The sequence below is a fragment of the Mycobacterium sp. NPDC006124 genome (genome assembly GCF_040614235.1).
In the GTDB taxonomy this organism is placed as follows: Bacteria; Actinomycetota; Actinomycetes; order Mycobacteriales; family Mycobacteriaceae; genus Mycobacterium.
This window is the reverse complement of record NZ_JBEXUA010000009.1, coordinates 132,765-149,429: the sequence shown is the minus strand read 5'-3', so window position 1 is coordinate 149,429 and position 16,665 is coordinate 132,765. Positions and strand designations below refer to the sequence as shown.

General features: G+C 69.9%; 14 protein-coding genes. 4 read left to right on the top strand and 10 right to left on the bottom strand.

The window, feature by feature from the left end; genetic code table 11:
• Positions 1-7: 7 nt before the first annotated feature.
• From ABZ195_RS19465 to pknB, 3 genes are all read right to left on the bottom strand, one after another.
• Complete coding sequence (locus ABZ195_RS19465) at positions 8-2,041, bottom strand: toprim domain-containing protein (RefSeq protein ID WP_355220622.1); 2,034 nt, start codon at positions 2,039-2,041, stop codon at positions 8-10.
• A 129-nt stretch (positions 2,042-2,170) separates the two neighbouring features.
• A complete protein-coding gene (locus ABZ195_RS19460) occupies positions 2,171-2,974 on the bottom strand; it encodes a hypothetical protein (RefSeq protein WP_355220620.1) in 804 nt (267 codons plus the stop codon).
• A gap of 201 nt (positions 2,975-3,175) precedes the next feature.
• The gene (pknB, locus tag ABZ195_RS19455; protein WP_355220618.1) at positions 3,176-5,005 is read right to left on the bottom strand and encodes a Stk1 family PASTA domain-containing Ser/Thr kinase; all 1,830 of its coding nucleotides are present in this window, start codon (positions 5,003-5,005) and stop codon (positions 3,176-3,178) included.
• Positions 5,006-5,198: 193 nt separating this feature from the next.
• On the opposite strand from pknB, the gene ABZ195_RS19450 reads away from it, so the two are divergent.
• From ABZ195_RS19450 to ABZ195_RS19435, 4 genes are all read left to right on the top strand, one after another.
• Positions 5,199-6,752, top strand: coding sequence for a succinic semialdehyde dehydrogenase (locus tag ABZ195_RS19450; protein ID WP_355220616.1), 1,554 nt, complete (start codon positions 5,199-5,201; stop codon positions 6,750-6,752).
• 30 nt (positions 6,753-6,782) lie between these two features.
• Positions 6,783-7,925 (top strand): serine/threonine-protein kinase, encoded by a 1,143-nt coding sequence (locus ABZ195_RS19445; RefSeq protein ID WP_355220614.1) that lies wholly within the window; start codon positions 6,783-6,785, stop codon positions 7,923-7,925.
• A 33-nt stretch (positions 7,926-7,958) separates the two neighbouring features.
• Complete coding sequence (locus ABZ195_RS19440) at positions 7,959-8,498, top strand: hypothetical protein (RefSeq protein ID WP_355220612.1); 540 nt, start codon at positions 7,959-7,961, stop codon at positions 8,496-8,498.
• A gap of 177 nt (positions 8,499-8,675) precedes the next feature.
• Positions 8,676-10,046, top strand: coding sequence for a PepSY domain-containing protein (locus tag ABZ195_RS19435; protein WP_355220683.1), 1,371 nt, complete (start codon positions 8,676-8,678; stop codon positions 10,044-10,046).
• A 76-nt stretch (positions 10,047-10,122) separates the two neighbouring features.
• On the opposite strand, the gene ABZ195_RS19430 is transcribed toward ABZ195_RS19435, so the two are convergent.
• The 7 genes from ABZ195_RS19430 to ABZ195_RS19400 form a co-directional block, all read right to left on the bottom strand.
• Positions 10,123-11,229, bottom strand: a complete 1,107-nt coding sequence (locus ABZ195_RS19430; RefSeq protein ID WP_355220610.1) for a galactokinase — start codon at positions 11,227-11,229, stop codon at positions 10,123-10,125.
• Positions 11,226-12,332, bottom strand: a complete 1,107-nt coding sequence (gene galT / locus ABZ195_RS19425) for a galactose-1-phosphate uridylyltransferase (RefSeq protein WP_355220608.1) — start codon at positions 12,330-12,332, stop codon at positions 11,226-11,228. Before galT ends, ABZ195_RS19430 begins: the two co-directional genes overlap by 4 nt.
• The gene (locus tag ABZ195_RS19420; protein ID WP_355220606.1) at positions 12,329-13,117 is read right to left on the bottom strand and encodes a DeoR/GlpR family DNA-binding transcription regulator; all 789 of its coding nucleotides are present in this window, start codon (positions 13,115-13,117) and stop codon (positions 12,329-12,331) included. Before ABZ195_RS19420 ends, galT begins: the two co-directional genes overlap by 4 nt.
• A gap of 70 nt (positions 13,118-13,187) precedes the next feature.
• Entirely contained in the window at positions 13,188-13,937 is a 750-nt protein-coding gene (locus tag ABZ195_RS19415; RefSeq protein ID WP_355220604.1) for an amino acid ABC transporter ATP-binding protein, read from the bottom strand.
• Positions 13,934-14,761 carry an amino acid ABC transporter permease gene (locus ABZ195_RS19410; protein WP_355220602.1) on the bottom strand — a complete coding sequence of 276 codons (828 nt, stop codon included), beginning with the start codon at positions 14,759-14,761 and terminating at the stop codon, positions 13,934-13,936. The genes ABZ195_RS19415 and ABZ195_RS19410 overlap by 4 nt, the downstream gene beginning before the upstream one ends.
• A complete protein-coding gene (locus ABZ195_RS19405; protein WP_355220600.1) occupies positions 14,758-15,615 on the bottom strand; it encodes an ABC transporter substrate-binding protein in 858 nt (285 codons plus the stop codon). The genes ABZ195_RS19410 and ABZ195_RS19405 overlap by 4 nt, the downstream gene beginning before the upstream one ends.
• A 68-nt stretch (positions 15,616-15,683) precedes the next feature.
• Entirely contained in the window at positions 15,684-16,655 is a 972-nt protein-coding gene (locus ABZ195_RS19400) for an NADPH:quinone oxidoreductase family protein (protein ID WP_355220598.1), read from the bottom strand.
• Between the last annotated feature and the right edge of the window lie 10 nt (positions 16,656-16,665).

Sequence of the window (16,665 nt, the reverse complement as noted above, 5' to 3'; positions counted from 1 at the left end):
GGTTCTCCTAGCTGAGGTCGAGCGCAAGGGTGTCGACGCGGGAGGCGACATCGGCCATCCACGTGCGTCGGCCCTCCGGCGGTCCGCCGAACAGGGTGTGGTGCAATTTCGGGTCGCCGTCGTCGAGGTGCACCCGAATCACGGTGCGCCGCTCCGGATCCAGCACGGTGTTCCAGAAGTCGTCGGCGTCCATCTCGCCGAGGCCCTTGTTGCGCTGAACCTCCACCTTGCGTTTGGAGGTGGCCTTCAGTTGGGCCACCGCAGCGTCACGTTCGGACTCGTCCTGGCAGTAGATCCGCTCCTGCCCGTCCTTGACCACGAACAGCGGCGGCAACGTCACGTAGACCATGCCGGCCTTCACCAACGGCCGGTAGAAGTCCAGGAACATCGAGATGAGGCTGGAGTTGATGTTGCCTCCGTCGGGGTCGGCGTCGGAGGCGAACAGGATCCGGTCGTACCGGCAGGACTCCGGGTCGCAGTTGTCGCGAACGCCGCAGCCCAGGATGCGCTCGATCGAGTCGAACTCGTCCTTGATTCGCGCCTTGTTCAGCGTGAATCCGTAGACGTTGGGGGGCTTGCCCTTCAGCGGGAAGGCCGCCTGGAAGGTGGCGTCGCGGGCGGCCTTGATCGTGCCGAGCGCGGAATCACCCTCGCAGAGGAACAGCTCGGCGCCCGAGCCGCGGCCGGTCTCCCGGCTGGGCAGCAGCTTCGGCGGCAGCGACAGGTTCGTGCCCAGCCCCTTGGCCTTCGACGCCGCGCGGGACCTGGCCTTGGCACCCTCGGCGCTGCGGCGCGCTCGGGCGGCCTCCAGCGCCAGCTGGGTCCACCGCGACACGGCCTCGCCGTTGCCGGGGTTGGCGGCCCAGATCGTGACGCTGCGCGCCACGTCCGGAGCCATCGCCACGTTGAGTGAGCGCGACGACACCGCGGTCTTGGCTTGGGAGTCCCAGCTCACGTCGGGTGCGCGGGTGTCCACGGCAAGCGCGGTCACCGCGGCGAAGTCCTGTGCCTCCGGTCCGTCCTCGCCCTTGGCCAGGCCCAGGTCGCGGATGCGGGACGCGCGGTCGGCGAGCGCCTCGGACAATCCCTTCACCGCGGCGGTCAGATGAGAGCCGCCACCGGGGGTGCGCACGGTGTTGCAGAACGCGGCGACGGTGGCCGGTTCGGCGGGGCCTGCGGTCAGGGACCAGCGGAACGGGGTGGGTCCGCGGCCGGTCGTGTACTCGCCGCGGCCCTCCACCACGGCGCGCACGTCAGGCGCGGGGGTGCCGGCGGCGACGCACATCAGGTCGAGGAGGGTGTCGGTGCCCCACGGGCCGCGGAACGGTTCGAGCAGTTCGGCCCGGACCTCCTCGCCCGGCCAGCCCTCGTCGGCGACCAGAAGGTGCACGCCCGGCGACATCCGGGCGGCCGCGTGCGCCCGCAGCAGGACCTCGTTGACGTCGACGGTGGAATCCGGCACCACCGCCGCGTCGAACAGGATGCGGACGGTCGTCCCGTGGGCGTCGGGCTGGCGATTGCCGGTGCCACGCAACTTCAGGGTGTCCCCACGGGTGAACGGGGCGTTGGGGTCGAAGTCCTTGCCGTCGAACACCCCGGGGTAGCCGCCACCGAAACTCTGCAGGTAGGTCTTGCCGGCCCGGCGCACCGTCACGTCGGTGCGTGCGGAAATGAAAACCGCTGCGGCCGCGCCGATTCCGTTCAGACCGGCACCCGTGCTGGTCGCGTCGGCATGGGCGTCGAACTTGCCGCCCGCCCGCGCCGTCCCGAGGGTCTTGACGATGCCGTTCTTGCCGTTGACCGGATCGGAGTCGACGGGCAGGCCGCGGCCGTCGTCGGCGACGCTGACCGAGCCGTCGGCGTGCAGGGTGATGGTGACGGTCGATCCGCCATGGCTCGGGTCGGCGACCTCTTCGATGGCGTTGTCGACGATCTCGCGCAGCGCGGTGTTGAGCACGTCCAGACCGAGGTTGACCGCCGGCCGCAGGCGTGTGTGCTGGACATCGTCGAGCTCGGTGATGTCGGCGGCGGTGTAACTCACTGCTCGCCCCTTCCATCGGTCGTGGGTATGCCGCAGGAATCGTAGACGTCGGATCGGACATCGTCGCGCAGCCTCGGCCGGGGTATGAGCAGACTCATACGCGAGTGCGAACTCCTGGGCACGCAACAGTTAGGTCGGATCGCCCCGTGCGTCGCAGGGCGCGGCGTGCCCGTCGTCGATGAGGCGCAACGTCACTCGCATCTGGTCGGGCTGGATGCTGCCCGACCAGCTGTCATACGGGTGGTCCAGGAACGCTACGACGAGCAGTGCCGAGGTCACCAGTGCCGAGACGAAGGCAATGGGCACCGCCTGGATGAAGGCGCTCTCGCGACGGTCGGCCTGTACGCACATGTAGCTGAGGATGGCCGTCGCGCCGATGCCGAGGACGATCCACAGTGGCGGCGGTACCGACGGGGCAGCTTCGGCGGCGCGGGCCCGGCGACCGTCGCGACGTTGGGCCTGCTGGTCGAACCATTGACTGTAGGCCGCTTCCTGCTTTGCGTTCGTCGGAGTGGTGGCTTCGAAGTCGGTGACCATCGTGTCGACCCAATGCTGCACCGTGACAGACGATTTGCCACCCTCCATGGCCGGCCATTCGTCGAAGACCACCGACCGTGAGTAGCAGATCAGGTCGCCGTGCAGCCGTGTCCCGGTGTGCCCTTCGAGCACGTCGGCCACGTTGTGCAACTCGGTGACCGAGATGGCCTCCATGCTTCCGCCGTCGCGGGCGCGCTGGTAGTTCTGCAGTGCGTAGAAGATGGTGAACGCCAGCAGCACCGCGAACATGGTGCCGATCACCGTGAGGGCTCCTGCGGCCCGAGTGCTGTCGATGAACCAGCCTGGGTCGGGTGCGCGCCGGCGAGCCAGCAGCTTCACCACGACGGCAACCGTGACGACGGTGACGAGCGCCGCCAGCGCCAACCAGCTCAGCATGGGCACACCCCATCGGTCAGTTCGGTGGATCGCCGTGATCACCGCCAGCCGATTGTGGGGGATGGACTGCCGTTCAGGTGCGGCAACACGCTATCAGGACTCGAAGAGGGCGGCGGATTGCTTGCGGCCCAGTTCAATCAACAGCTCGAGCCTTGGGGGCCTCACCGCCCGACGACGCCGGCGTGTCCTCGCCGCGTCCGGTCACGACCCGTAGTTGACGGTGACCGTGGCGTCGCGGTTCACGGGTGTGTTGGGCGGGGGATCCTGCTGGACGACCTTGAAGTGACCGGCGGCGCCGGCGTCGATGGCGGGCCCGACCGTGACCGGCAGGGTGAAGCCGAGTTGCGCCAGACGCTGCACGACCGCGTCGTGGAAGGACCCCGACAGGTCGGGCATCAACACCTGGTTGCCCTTGGACACCTTGATGGTGATCGGCGAGTCGACCGGCAGCAGGGTCTTGGCCGGCGGGTCGATGGCCACCACCTGCCCGGCGGGCAGCAGGCCGTCGACCGGCGCGGTAAGGATCTTCGTGAAACCCGCGATGTTGAGGTTCTTCGTCGCCACGTCCGAGGGCTGGGTGACGACGTCGGGCACCTCGACCGAACCCGGACCGGAGCTGACGATGATCGTGATCTCGTCGGTGATCCCGGTCGACGTCTGGGCGGGCGGGCTGGTGGCGCTCACCGCGCCCTCGGGCACGGTGGGGGAGGCCGCGGCCGTTTGCCCGACGTCGCCGAAACCCGCGCTCTTCAGTTTGGCGGTGGCGTCGGCCGGGCTCAAGCCGGCGACGTCGGGCACCGTGCGCTGTTCGGGACCGCTGGAGACGTTGACGGCGATGGTGTCGCCGGTTCGGGCGGTCGCGTCGGCGCCGGGTTCGGTGCTGATCACCAGCCCGCGCTGGACCGTCGAGTTCGGCTCGGGGTTGACGATGGTCTTGAAGCCCAGGTTCTGCAGCGACACCTGCGCATCGGCCTGCCCTTGGCCGCGGAGGTCGGGGACGCGCTGGCGATCACCGACGAAGACGTTCACGGCAATGGTCACCACGACTGCGAGCACGGCCAGAATCGCCCCGACGGCCAGCCATCGCCGGCCCGAGCCGCCGACGGACCGCGCCACCCGGCGATGCCCGGGTGAGGTGGACGCCAGATCGGCGTGTTCGGCGTCGGTGAAGACCTTCGGTGCCGCCGGTGTGAGGCCGTCGCGGACGCGGATCAGGTCGGCGCGCATCTCGGCGGCGGTCTGGTAGCGGTTGGCGGGATTCTTCGCCAGCGACTTGAGCACCACGGCGTCCAGGTCGGGGGACAACGCAGGGTTGCGCCGCGATGGTGGCGGTGGGTCCTTGCGGACGTGTTGATAGGCCACCGAGACCGGGGTGTCGCCGATGAAGGGTGGCTCCCCGGTGAGCAACTCGTAGAACACGCACCCGAGTGAGTACACGTCGGAACGGGCGTCGACCCTTTCTCCACTGGCCTGCTCGGGGGACAGGTACTGCGCAGTGCCGATGACGGCCGAGGTCTGGGTCAGTTTGGCGCCGTCGTCGTGCAACGCGCGGGCGATGCCGAAGTCCATCACCTTCACCGCGCCGGCACGGTCGATCATGATGTTGGCGGGCTTGACGTCGCGGTGGACGATGCCGTTTTGGTGGCTGTAGTTCAGTGCCTGGCAGGCGTCGGCGATGATCTCGACGGCCCGGCGCGGCTCGATAGGGCCGTCGTTGCGAATGACGTCACGCAGCGTGACGCCGTCGACGTACTCCATGACGATGTAGGGCAGCGGACCGTCGGGGGTGTCGGCCTCACCGCTGTCGTAGACCGCGACGATCGCGGGGTGGTTCAGTCCGGCGGCATTGCGCGCCTCGCGGCTGAAACGCAGGAAGAACGTGGGATCCCTCGCCAGGTCCGCGCGCAGCACCTTGACCGCGACGTCGCGGTGTAACCGCACGTCACGGGCGAGATGGACCTCCGACATGCCACCGAAACCGAGGATCTCCCCGAGTTCGTAGCGGTCGGACAGTCGCGCTGGGGTGGTCATAGGGCTATCTGTTCGGTGGTTGCCACGGCGGACGCCGGGCCATCGAATGGTACGACGGCCGATCCGCCGAAGCTGAATTCGTGGGGCCGGACCTACGGCACACTGGGCCGCGACCGCACCATTGCCGACTCGACGGATCGGGTAGAACTGCGGAGACCGCCGATCACCACGATCCGTCGCCCGAGGAGTCACCATGCCCGCACCGTCTGCCGCCACCTTCGAACGGCTCGCCGGCCTCGTCGCCATCCCCGACGCCTCCGAGCGCCCCACCCGATCGGTGACCGAGGTGTTCACCGGCCAGGAGTTGGCCACGATTCCGGTCGGCACCGCCCAGGACGCCAAGGACGCGATCAGCCGCGCTCGAGTGGCCCAGAAGCAGTGGGCCGCTCGTCCCGTCGGCGAACGGACCGCGATCTTCCACCGCTACCGCGACCTGGTGCTGAAGAACCTCGACTCGCTCATGGACATGGCGCAGGCCGAGACCGGCAAGTCCCGCAACGCCGCCCAGGAGGAGATCCTGGACATCGCGATGACGGCTCGTCACTATGCGCGCGTCGCCCCGAAGCTTCTGCGCCCGCAGCGGGTGACGGGCATGTTGCCCGGCCTGACCAAGACCGTGGTGCGGTATCAGCCCAAGGGCGTCGTCGGCATCATCTCGCCCTGGAACTATCCGATGACCCTGGCCGTGTCCGACGCGATCGCCGCGCTGCTCGCCGGCAACGCGGTGGTGCTCAAACCCGACAGCCAGACGCCGTATTGCGCGCTGGCCTGCGTGGAACTGCTGTACGAGGCCGGTCTGCCGCGCGACCTGTTCGCGGTCGTCCCCGGGCAGGGCTCGGTGGTGGGCACCGCGCTGGTGGAGAACACCGAGTACCTGATGTTCACCGGCTCCACCGCCACCGGGCAGCTGCTCGCCGAGCAGGCCGGACGCCGGCTGATCGGCTTTTCGGCCGAACTCGGGGGCAAGAACCCCATGGTCGTGACCGCCGGCGCCAACCTGCGCGAGGTCGCCGACGCCGCCGTCCGCGCCTGCTTCGCCAACTCCGGTCAGCTGTGCATCTCGATCGAGCGCATCTACGTCGAGCAGTCGATCGCCGACGAGTTCATCCGGGTGTTCGGCGACCGCGTCCGCAAGATGACCTTGCGCGGCGGGTACGAATTCGGCGTCGAGATGGGCAGCTTGATCTCCGAGGAGCAGATCAAGGCCGTCTCGGCCCACGTCGACGACGCCAAGGTGAAGGGCGCGACGGTCGTGGCGGGCGGCAAGGCCCGGCCAGATCTGGGCCCGCTGTTCTTCGAACCCACCGTGCTGACCAACGTGCCCACCGACGCCGAGTGCCACCGCGAGGAGACGTTCGGTCCGCTCGTCTCGATCTACCCGGTCGCCGACGTCGACGAGGCGGTCGACCGCGCCAACGACACCGACTACGGGTTGAACGCCAGCGTGTGGGCGGCCACCAAGCGCGAGGGCGAGCAGATCGCCGCCCGGATCCATGCCGGCACCGTCAACGTCGACGAGGGCTATGCGCCGACCTGGGGGAGCACCGCGGCCCCGATGGGCGGCATGGGGGTTTCCGGAATGGGTCGCCGACACGGGCCCGAGGGCCTGACCAAGTACACCGAGCCGCAGACCATCGCCACCACCCGAATCCTCAATCTTGGTGGACCACGCGGACTTCCGCCAAAGGTGTGGGCAAAGGTCATGCCGCCCTTCGTCAAGGCGCTGCAGTGGCTGCCGGGCCGCTGAGCGCGCCTCGACGCTCGACGGCCGGGCACCGTGGCCGGGCCTGACGTCCTCGGCGGCCGGTACGAGTTGCGTGGCGTGCTCGGCGTCGGCGGGATGGCCGAGGTGCGCGACGGCTGGGACACCAGACTGGGCCGACCCGTCGCGGTCAAGCTGCTCCACCCCGCCCTCGGAGCCAGACCCGACGCCCGGGCCCGATTCGAGGAGGAGGCGCGCGCCGCGGCGCGGCTCTCGCATCCCAACATCGTCGCCGTCCACGACTACGGCCACCACGGCGGCACTCCGTACATCGTCATGGAGCGGCTGCCGGGGGGCACCCTGCACGACGAGATCGGCCGTGGCCCCATGCCGCCGTTGCGGGTTCGCACCATCCTCGAGGAGGTCCTGGCCGCGTTGTCCGTCGCCCACGCCGCCGGCGTCGTGCACCGCGACATCAAGCCGGCCAATCTCCTCGTGACCGGGCCCGGTGGACATGTGAAGGTCGCCGACTTTGGAATCGCCAAGACCGCCGACGCCGGGCACACCGCCACGGGGCAGCTGGTCGGGACGATGGCCTACACCAGCCCCCAGCGCATGGCAGGGGCTCCCTCGTCGGTCGCCGACGACCTGTACGCGGTGGGCGTCGTCGGCTACGAACTGGCCGCCGGCCGATCGCCGTATCCCCACGACGATGCTGCGGCACTTGCCTTTTCGATCATGAACGGTTCACACCCGCCGCTCGCGTCGGTGGTCGACGGCGTCGACCCGGCGCTCGCCGCGGTTGTCGAACGGGCCCTCGCGCACGACCCGCGGGTCCGTTTCGCCACTGCCGACGAGATGCGGGCCGCGCTGGCGGGACCCAGGCCGAGCACGCGGGTGTACACCGCCCCGTTCGCGCCGGTCGTGGCGAGCGCCTACCCGCGCACCACGCCCCGACGGGCGCGATCGTGGACGCGCCGCCGGACCGCACTGACCGCCGTGGCGGTGCTCGCCGCAGTCGTGGTGACCGCCCTGGCATTGGCGCTCGCGCCAGAGTCGCGCAACACCCCCGCCCCCGTCGACACCACGACGTCAGCTCCGCCGCCGCCGCCGGTGTCGTCGAGCTCGCCGCCCCCGGTGTCGTCGGCGACGATCGCCTCCGTCGAACCGCAGGGGCCGCCGCCGGGCAAGGGGAAGGGCCCCAAGCACCGCGACTAACCGGTCACGGGCCTCGGCGGTAGGGTGCGGCGGGTGAGCTCGCCGTCCTCCCGCGCCGCGCTGCTGCGTGGCGCGCTGGTCGGAGGATGCTCGGCTCTGATGACCGCGGTGGCCCATGCGATCGGTGGCGGGGGACTGCCGTCCGGTGCGACCCTCCCGGCGCTTCTGCTGGTGTGCGCGACGGTCGGTGCCACCGCGTCGCGTGTCCCGCGGACCGAACCCCGCGGCGACGTCGCCGCCCTCGTCTCGGCGCTGTGTGCCGCGCAGTTCCTCGGGCACCTCGTGCTGGCCGTCGAGGGCGGACACCACGGCGCTGCGACGACGTCGGGCCCGATGCTCGCTGCGCATGCGGGGGCCGCGGTGGTGCTGGCCCTGCTCATCAGTGCCTCGGAGTGGTCTTACGTTCTCGCGACGTCGGTCTCGACGTGGCTGCGGCTCGTCGCCGTCGACCGTTCCCCGGCGAGGCTGGTGCGAACCTGGCAGCCTGCCGCCCTCGTCGTCCCGCCCGCTGACTGGTGGCGATGCGGTCTGGGGACGCGCGCGCCGCCGGCGTGGTCACCGCTCGGCGCATAGCGCCCCGTCACCGACCATCGCCGTGCCGCCTCGTGGTGCGGTGCCCAGCCATGGCGGGCCATCGAGCCCGCACGAAGGAAGCCATTCGTCGTGACCACGACACCTAGTGACCGCACCCAACCCTCGACCAACCCACCGGAGGCCTCCGCGCCGCGAAACCGGCATGGCCACCGCAGCATTCGACCCCTGTTGCTGAGACTGCACTTCTACGCCGGGGTCTTCGTCGGCCCGTTCATCCTGATCGCCGCCGTCACGGGCCTGCTGTACGCCCTCATCCCGCAGATCGACGCGACCGTGTTCCGCCACGAGCTCACCGTCGACCACGTCGGGCAAGCGCGGATACCGCTCACCGAACAGATGACTGCGGTCCGCGCCGCGCACCCCGAAGGCGTGGTCGCGAGCATTCGACCACCCGCCGAGCCGAATGAGACGACGCAGGTGTCCCTTTCGGTGCCAGACGTGCCGCCGGACTACGGTCGCACCGTCTTCGTCGACCCCTACACCGGCGACGTTCGTGGTGCGCTGACCACGTTCGGGCAGTGGATGCCGCTGCGGGCCTGGTTCGACGAGCTGCACCGCAACCTGCACCTCGGCGCGTTCGGACGCAACTACAGCGAGCTCGCCGCGAGCTGGCTCTGGGTGATCGCACTGTCGGGATCGGTGCTCTGGCTCGGGCAGCGGGCCCGCACCCGAAGGCTCCGTCGGCTGGCCGTTCCGGATCGGACCGCGACGGGCCGTCGCAGAACCATGTCCTGGCACGGAGCCGTGGGCGTGTGGATCGTCGTCGCGCTGCTGGGGTTGTCGGTCACCGGCGTCACCTGGTCGCGGTACGGCGGGCAATCGGTGAACCAGATCCAGGCCCATCTGGACATGACGGCCCCCACGGTCGAGACCGCGTTGGCCGCTGTTCCTGGCGTGGATCCGATGCCCGCCGAACATCACCATGACGCCGCGATGGCCATGGGCGACGACGCTCTTCGCGGTGCCGACGTCGCATTGGCCGCCGCGCAGAAGGCCGGATTGACCGGGCCGATGTGGATGTACCCCCCGACGGCGCCCGGGCAAGCATGGAAGGTCGCCGAGAAGAAACGTGACTGGCCGACCCGCTACGACGCGATCTCGGTCGACCCCGACACGGGGCGGGTCGTCGACCGGGTGAACTTCGCGGACTGGCCCTTCCTGGCCAAGCTGACGAACTGGGCGGTCGACGCGCACATGGGCGTCCTGTTCGGTGTGCTGAATCAAGTGGTGCTGGCGCTCGTCGCCGTCGGTCTGATCACCGGCGTCGTCCTGGGCTATCGCATGTGGTGGCAGAGGCGACCCACCCGCGGCGGTGCGTGGGCGGTCGGTCGTCCGCCGCTTCGCGGAGCGCTGCGCCAGACGTCCACTCCCACAGGGCTGTTGGTCGTCGCGCTCGCTGTCGGGCTCGGCTGGTTCCTGCCGCTGTTCGGCATCAGCCTGCTGGCATTCCTGCTCGTCGACGGCGTCGTGGCCGCAGCGAAGTCCAGGGCAGCGGGCCGCGGCAAGGCCTCGTCCTCGCGCGGCTGAGCGAGACGACCCGCGCGAGACGTGACGCCTCGGCGTCGTGGTGAACTCCCGCGGTCCCGGTTCCTGGGCGGCCGCGTCAACCCATCGGACCCTCGAGGCGCGCTCCGGCCCCGGCGTGGGTGATCGCGACGGTGGCGGGGTGGTGACCGTTGCGCAGTACCGTTTGCCGGACGGTGTCCGCCACGGCGTCGCAGCGGCCGTCCTCGACGAGGGCGATCACGCACCCACCGAAGCCGCCGCCGGTCATCCGTGCCCCCAGCGCGCCCGCGGCTACCGCGGTGTCGGCGATGAGGTCGATGTGGTCGGTGGTGATCTCGAAGTCGTCGCGCATCGACGCGTGCGAAGCGTCGAACAGCCGTCCGACGGTGGCGAAGTCGCCACGACCGAGCGCCGAGACCACGTCGGCGACACGCTGGTTCTCGGTGAGGATGTGCCTGGCGCGGCGAGCGTCGACCGGGTCGGCGACGGCGTCGAGCGCGGCCACTCCGCGCTCCTGCACTGCGCGAAGGGAGGTGACGCCCAGCGCCGCGGCGGCCCGTTCGCACGAAGCGCGACGTGCCGCGTACTCGCCGCCGGCGTGCCGGTGCGGGGCGTTGGAGTTGATCAGCAGCAGCGCCACACCGGCGGCGGCGGGGTCGAACGGCACCAGTTCGACGCCGTCGTCGAGGAAGTCGATCAAGAGCGCATGCGACGGTTCGCCGCACAGCGACGCCAGCTGATCCATCAAACCCGTTGGGGCGCCAACGTAGTCGTTCTCCGCGCGCTGGGCGATGCGGGCTTGCTCGGTGCGGTCGATCCGAAGCTCGGCGGCGGTGGCGAGGGCGCCGAGGACCGCACACTCCAGGGCAGCCGACGACGAGAGGCCCGACCCCACGTCGACGCCGCTGGTGACGTGCATCGTGCCGCCACGCACTCGGTGGCCGGCGGTCTGCAACGCCCACACCACGCCCGCGACATAGGCCGCCCAGCCCGTGACGTCGCCCGGTGTGGTGTGTAGCGCGATGGTCACCTCGCCGTCCTCGCGGTCACTGGTGACCACCAATGCGTCAGCGCCGTTGGGCTGGAAGGTCACCGTCGTGCGGGCCGGCAAGGCGATGGGTAGCGCGAAACCCTGGTTGTAGTCGGTGTGTTCACCGATCAGGTTGATTCGCCCGGGTGCGGAGAAGCGGATGGCGTCGGTCACGTGGCGAGCTCCCGGAGTCGTCGGGCGACGGTCTCGGGCAGCACGTCGCCGATGAATGCGTCCATGGCGGATTCGGATCCGGCGAGGTACTTCAGCTTGGTGGCGCTGCGCCGCACCGACATCAGCTCGACGTGGAAGTAACCCTCCCGCTGGACGTCGGTGTCGCGGTACTGGTGCAGTGCCGAGATGTAGGGCAGGGGTGTGGGATACATTCGGTCGAAGCGTCGAAGCACCTCACGGTAAATTGAAGCGAACGCGTCGAGTTCGCCATCATCGAGCTCACAGAGGTTGCGCACCAATCGATTCGGATACAGGTGGACCTCGACCGGCCACCGCGCGGCGAACGGAACGAACGCGGTGAAGAGGTCGTTTCGCGCCACCACCCTGATGTCGGCGGCGGTCTCGCGCTCGAGGATGTCGGCGAACAGGTTGGTACCGTGGCGCCGTCGGTGTGCGTGCGCCTCGGCGAGCGTTTGCGCGGTGCGCGGCGTCAGATACGGGTAGCCGTAGATCTGACCGTGAGGGTGGTTGAGGGTCACGCCGATCTCCTCGCCGCGGTTCTCGAAGCAGAACACCTGCTCGATCCCGGGCCTGCTCATCAGGTCGGCGGTGCGGTGGCGCCACGCATCGACGACCAGACGGGCATGCGCGGGGGCCAGTTCGGCGAACGGGGTGTGGTGGCTGCTGGAGAACGAAATTACCTCGCAGCGGCCGTGTCCCACGGCGCCGACGAAGTCGTCGACGCCACCGTCGGGCAGGGTGAACGCCCGGCCGTCGGCCCCGGAGAGGCTGGGGAAGCGATTCTCGAAGACGACGACGTCGTAGTCGGGTGCGGGCACCTCACTGGTGGCGCCCGACGGACTCGGGCACAGCGGGCACTGGTCGGCGCTGGGCAGGTACGTGCGGTCCTGGCGCAGCGCCGCGATGGCGACCCACTGCCCGGTTTGTCGGTCGAAGCGCACTTGCGATCGGTCGTCCCCTCGCGCGGGCAAGGGTCGTCGGTCGGTGACCGGGGACGGCTCATGGCCGGGCAGCGAGAAGAAGAGGATCTCCCGGCCGTCGGCCATCGGCCAGGGCAGGGGATTGGGAGCGACGGCGGTCATCGCCGAACCGCAGGTGCGATCATCAGGTCGCCGACCCGGGCGTCGAGCAGTTCTCGGTCCTCGGCCGTGAGGCCGTCGTCGGAGATCAGCGCGTCGACGTCGGTGAGCCGGGCGAACACGCAGGCGCCGACCTCGCGGTACTTGGTGTGGTCGGCGAGCACCACGAGGCGGCCGCCGACCTCGATGAGCGTCCGGTTGGTCTGCGCCTCGGCGACGTTGGGCGAGGTCAGACCGGCGTCGGGGTCGACGCCGTGCACGCCGAGGTAGGTGGCGTCGACCCGGAACGAGGCGATCGTGGCATCGGCGACCGGTCCGACGAGGGCGTCCGACGGCGTGCGAACCCCGCCGCTGAGGTAGACCAGGGGGGTCGCGGTGCCGTCGGCGTCGGGATCGGTGAGCTCACGAAAGACGTTGACGGAGTTGGTGATGACCGTGATGGAGGGCCGGGCTCGAAGATGCCGGGCCAGCTCGGTGGTGGTGGTGCCGGCGCCGATCGCGATGGTCATGCCGTCGGCGATGGTCGCGGCAGCCGTCGCGGCGATGGCGGCCTTCTGGGCCCGTTGCTGGCCGGCCTTCTGCGCCGAGCGTGGCTCCTCGCCGCGGTTGTGCCGGGCGACGGCGCCGCCGTGCACCTTGCGCAGTAGTTGCCGGGCGTCGAGCGCGTCGAGGTCGCGGCGCACCGTCATCTCCGACACGGCGAGCCCCTCGGCGAGGTCGGCCACGCGGACCGACCCCTCCGACTGCAGCGCGCGCAGGATGGCGCCCTGTCGTTCAGCGGCCAGCATCGTCGGCGGCACCCTTCGTCAAACGAATTCGCACATTAACGAACACAATCTAACGCATGGGGCGCAATGCTCAGCGGTCGCCGGTGAAACGCTGCAGGAACTGCCGCGTCCGATCCTCTCGGGGTGCGGTCAACACCTCCGCGGCGGGACCGGATTCGACGATGCGGCCACCGTCGAGGAAGCACACCGTGTCGGCCACGTCGCGCGCGAAGGCCATCTCGTGGGTGGCCATGACGATGGTGCGGCCGGCGGCCGCCAGTTCACCGACGAGCGTCAGCACCTCGCCGACCAATTCGGGATCCAGCGCGCTGGTGATCTCGTCGAGCAGCAGCAACCGGGGTTCGTAGGCCAGCGCCCTGGCGATCGCCACCCGCTGCTGCTGGCCACCCGACAACTTGTCGGGGTATGAGTCGGCGTGCGAGGACAAACCCACGCGGCTCAACAGTTCTCGGCCCCGCTCCTCGGCGTCACGGCGGCTGGACCCGTGCACGACCCGCGGCGCCAGCGCGACGTTGGCCAGCGCAGTCATGTGGGGGAACAGGTTGAACGACTGAAACACCATGCCCATCGCCTGGCGTGCCTCGTCGGCGTCGATCCGCGGATCGCTGATGTCGCGGTCGTCGAGCAGGATCTGACCGTCGTCGACGTCCTCGAGCAGGTCCACGCAGCGCAGCAGCGTCGACTTGCCGGAGCCGGAGGCGCCGATCAGCACGACGACCTGATGCTCGGCGACGTCGAGGTCGACGCCGTTGAGTACGGGGCGGTCGTGGTAGGCCTTGGTCACCCCGCGGACCGACAACACGGGCACCGGCTGGTTCACAGCGCGCCCTGCCGGGTCGCCACGCGCCTGGCCGCCCAGTCCGCCAGCCGCGCCGACGGTATCGCCAAGGCCACGAACAGCAGACCCGCCACGACGTACGGGGTGAAGTTGTAGGTGGTGGCCGCCTGAATCTGCGCGGCGCGGACGGCGTCGACGGCACCGAGCACCGAGATGAGTCCGCAGTCCTTCTGCAGTGCCACGAAGTCGTTGAGCAGCGCGGGCGTGACGCGACGCGTCGCCTGCGGCAGCACCACCAGCTGCATCGTCCGGCGGTGGTTGAGCCCAAGGGATTTGGCGGCCGCCAACTGGGACGGGTGCACCGACTCGATGCCCGCCCGGAACACCTCGGCCACGTAGGCGGAGTAGATCAGCACCAACGCGAGACCGCCGAGCAGGACCGGATCGTTTGGCAAGCCCGACAACCGGAGCCCGGGCAGGCCGAAGCCGACCAGGTAGAGGCAGATCAGCAGCGGCAACCCCCGAAACAGGTCGACGTAGCCGGTTGCCAACGCCCGCAACGGAAACCAGACCGGTCCACGCAGCGTGCGCACTGCGGCCAGGCCGAGTCCGAAGATCAGGATGAGTGCCTGGCAGACGATCAAGACGCGCACGTTGAGCCACAGGCCCTCCAGCAGCGCGGGCAGGCTGTCCCACCCGATTCGGAGGTTGAAGAACGACTCCCGGACCCGGGGCCAGCCCGGCGACGACGTCACCGCCAACAGCAGGACCGCCGCGAACACGACGGTGGAGACCAGCGCGATCAGGGTGGACCGCCGGGCCCGCGACTGCCGGTAGGCCACCCGATCCAGGGCGGCCGTGGTCACGACAGAACCGGGGCGTTGCCCGCGCCGGTGAGCCACACCTTTTGCAGCTTGAACAGTTCGCCGTCGCTGCCCAGTTCGTCGACGGCCTTGGACACGCACGCCGTCAGCGGGCTCCCCTTGTCGAGCACGATGCCGAACTGCTCGGCCTTCTCGTCGCCCGTCGGGAGCTGACCGACGATGACGCCGTCGGTCATCTCGGCTTGGACCTGAAACGCCGTCGGCAGGTCCAGCACCAGCGCGTCGATCTGCCCGTTGGACAACGCCGCCTTGGCGTCGTCGTTGTTGTTGAACACCGCCACGTTCGGGTCGACCGCCTTGGCGGCGGTGTAGCTGGTCGTACCGACCTGGGCGCCGAGCTTGAGGCCCTTGAGTCCGGCGACGTCCTTCACCCCCGCCGCGGGGGAGGACTTCAGCGCGACGACCGCCTGGGTCACGTTGAAGTAGGGCGAGGAGAAGTCGACGGCCTGCTTGCGGTCGTCGGTGATGGAGAACTCGTTGAGGTTCGCGTCGAACGTCTTGGGTCCCGGGGCGATGGCCGCGTTGAACGGCACCCGGACCCACGTGACGTCCTGTGGCGTGTAGCCCAGCTTGCCGGCGACGGCGTAGGCGACGGCCGACTCGAACCCCTTACCGTTGGCCGGGTCGTCGTCGACGAACCAGGGCGGGTACGCCGGCTGGTCGGTGCCGAAGGTGATCGACCCCTTCTTCAGCGTGGGCAGCGAATCCTTGGTGCACTGGGCCGCCGACGCGGCAGTCGAGCTGCCCGACGCCGCGTCGTCGGCAGGGGCACAGGCCGTGGCAGCTGCCAGACCGACGAGGGCCAGCACGGACACCACACTCGACACATTGCGCATGGGCGGCATCATCGCGCACCTGGCGGGTACGCGCCAACGTTCGGATCATCGAGGTTCTCGAGAATCCGTCAACGAAGCGTGACGACGACCTTGCCCCGGGCGGTGCGGTCCTCGAGTGAGGCGATCGCCTCGGCGGCCCGCTCCAACGGATGGACGACGGGTTCGGGCGCGCGCACCGCCCCCGAGGCGAGCAGGGGCTCCAGGTCGGCCCACTGCTCGGCCAGATAGCCCGGGTGGGTGGCGGCCCAGGCGCCCCAGCCGACGCCGACGGCGTCGACGTTGTTGAGTAGCAAGCGGTTCACCTTCACCGTCGGGATCTCGCCACCGGTGAAGCCGATCACCAGCAACCGGCCACCGGCCGCCAGCGACCGGAGTGAATCGGTGAACCGGTCACCGCCGACCGGGTCGACCACGACGTCGACGCCGCGGCCGTCGGTGAGGTCCTTGACCGCGTCCTTGAAGCCGTCGGCGAGCACCACGTCGGTGGCGCCCGCGGCGCGCGCGACCTCACCCTTGTCGGGCGTGCTCACCACGGCGATGGTGCGCGACGCGCCCCACGCCGAGGCCAGTCGCAGCGTCGAGGTGCCGATGCCGCCCGCGGCGCCGTGCACCAGCACCGACTCGCCCGCCACCAGCCGGCCGCGGGTACGCAGCGCACAGTGCACCGTCAGGTCGTTGAAGAGCAGTCCGGCGCCCGCCTCGAAGGACACCGCGTCGGGCAGTTTGAAGACCCGATCTGCCGGCAGCGCAACGACTTCGGCCATTGCGCCGCTGAGCATCGTCAGTGCGGCCACGCGGTCGCCTGCAGTGACGTGGGCCCCGGCCGGGGCGCTGCGGACCACCCCGGCGAGCTCGGCGCCGGGCACGTACGGCAGCTCCGGGCGGTGTTGATAGAGCCCACGGGTCTGAAGAGCGTCGGGGAACGCGACCCCCGCGGCGTAGACGTCGATCAGGACGCCGTCACCGGCGTCGGGCTCGTCGATCTCGACGAGCTCCGCAGCCTGGGGACCGTCGAGTCGCGGGATCTGAATGGCTCGCATCGTCACCATT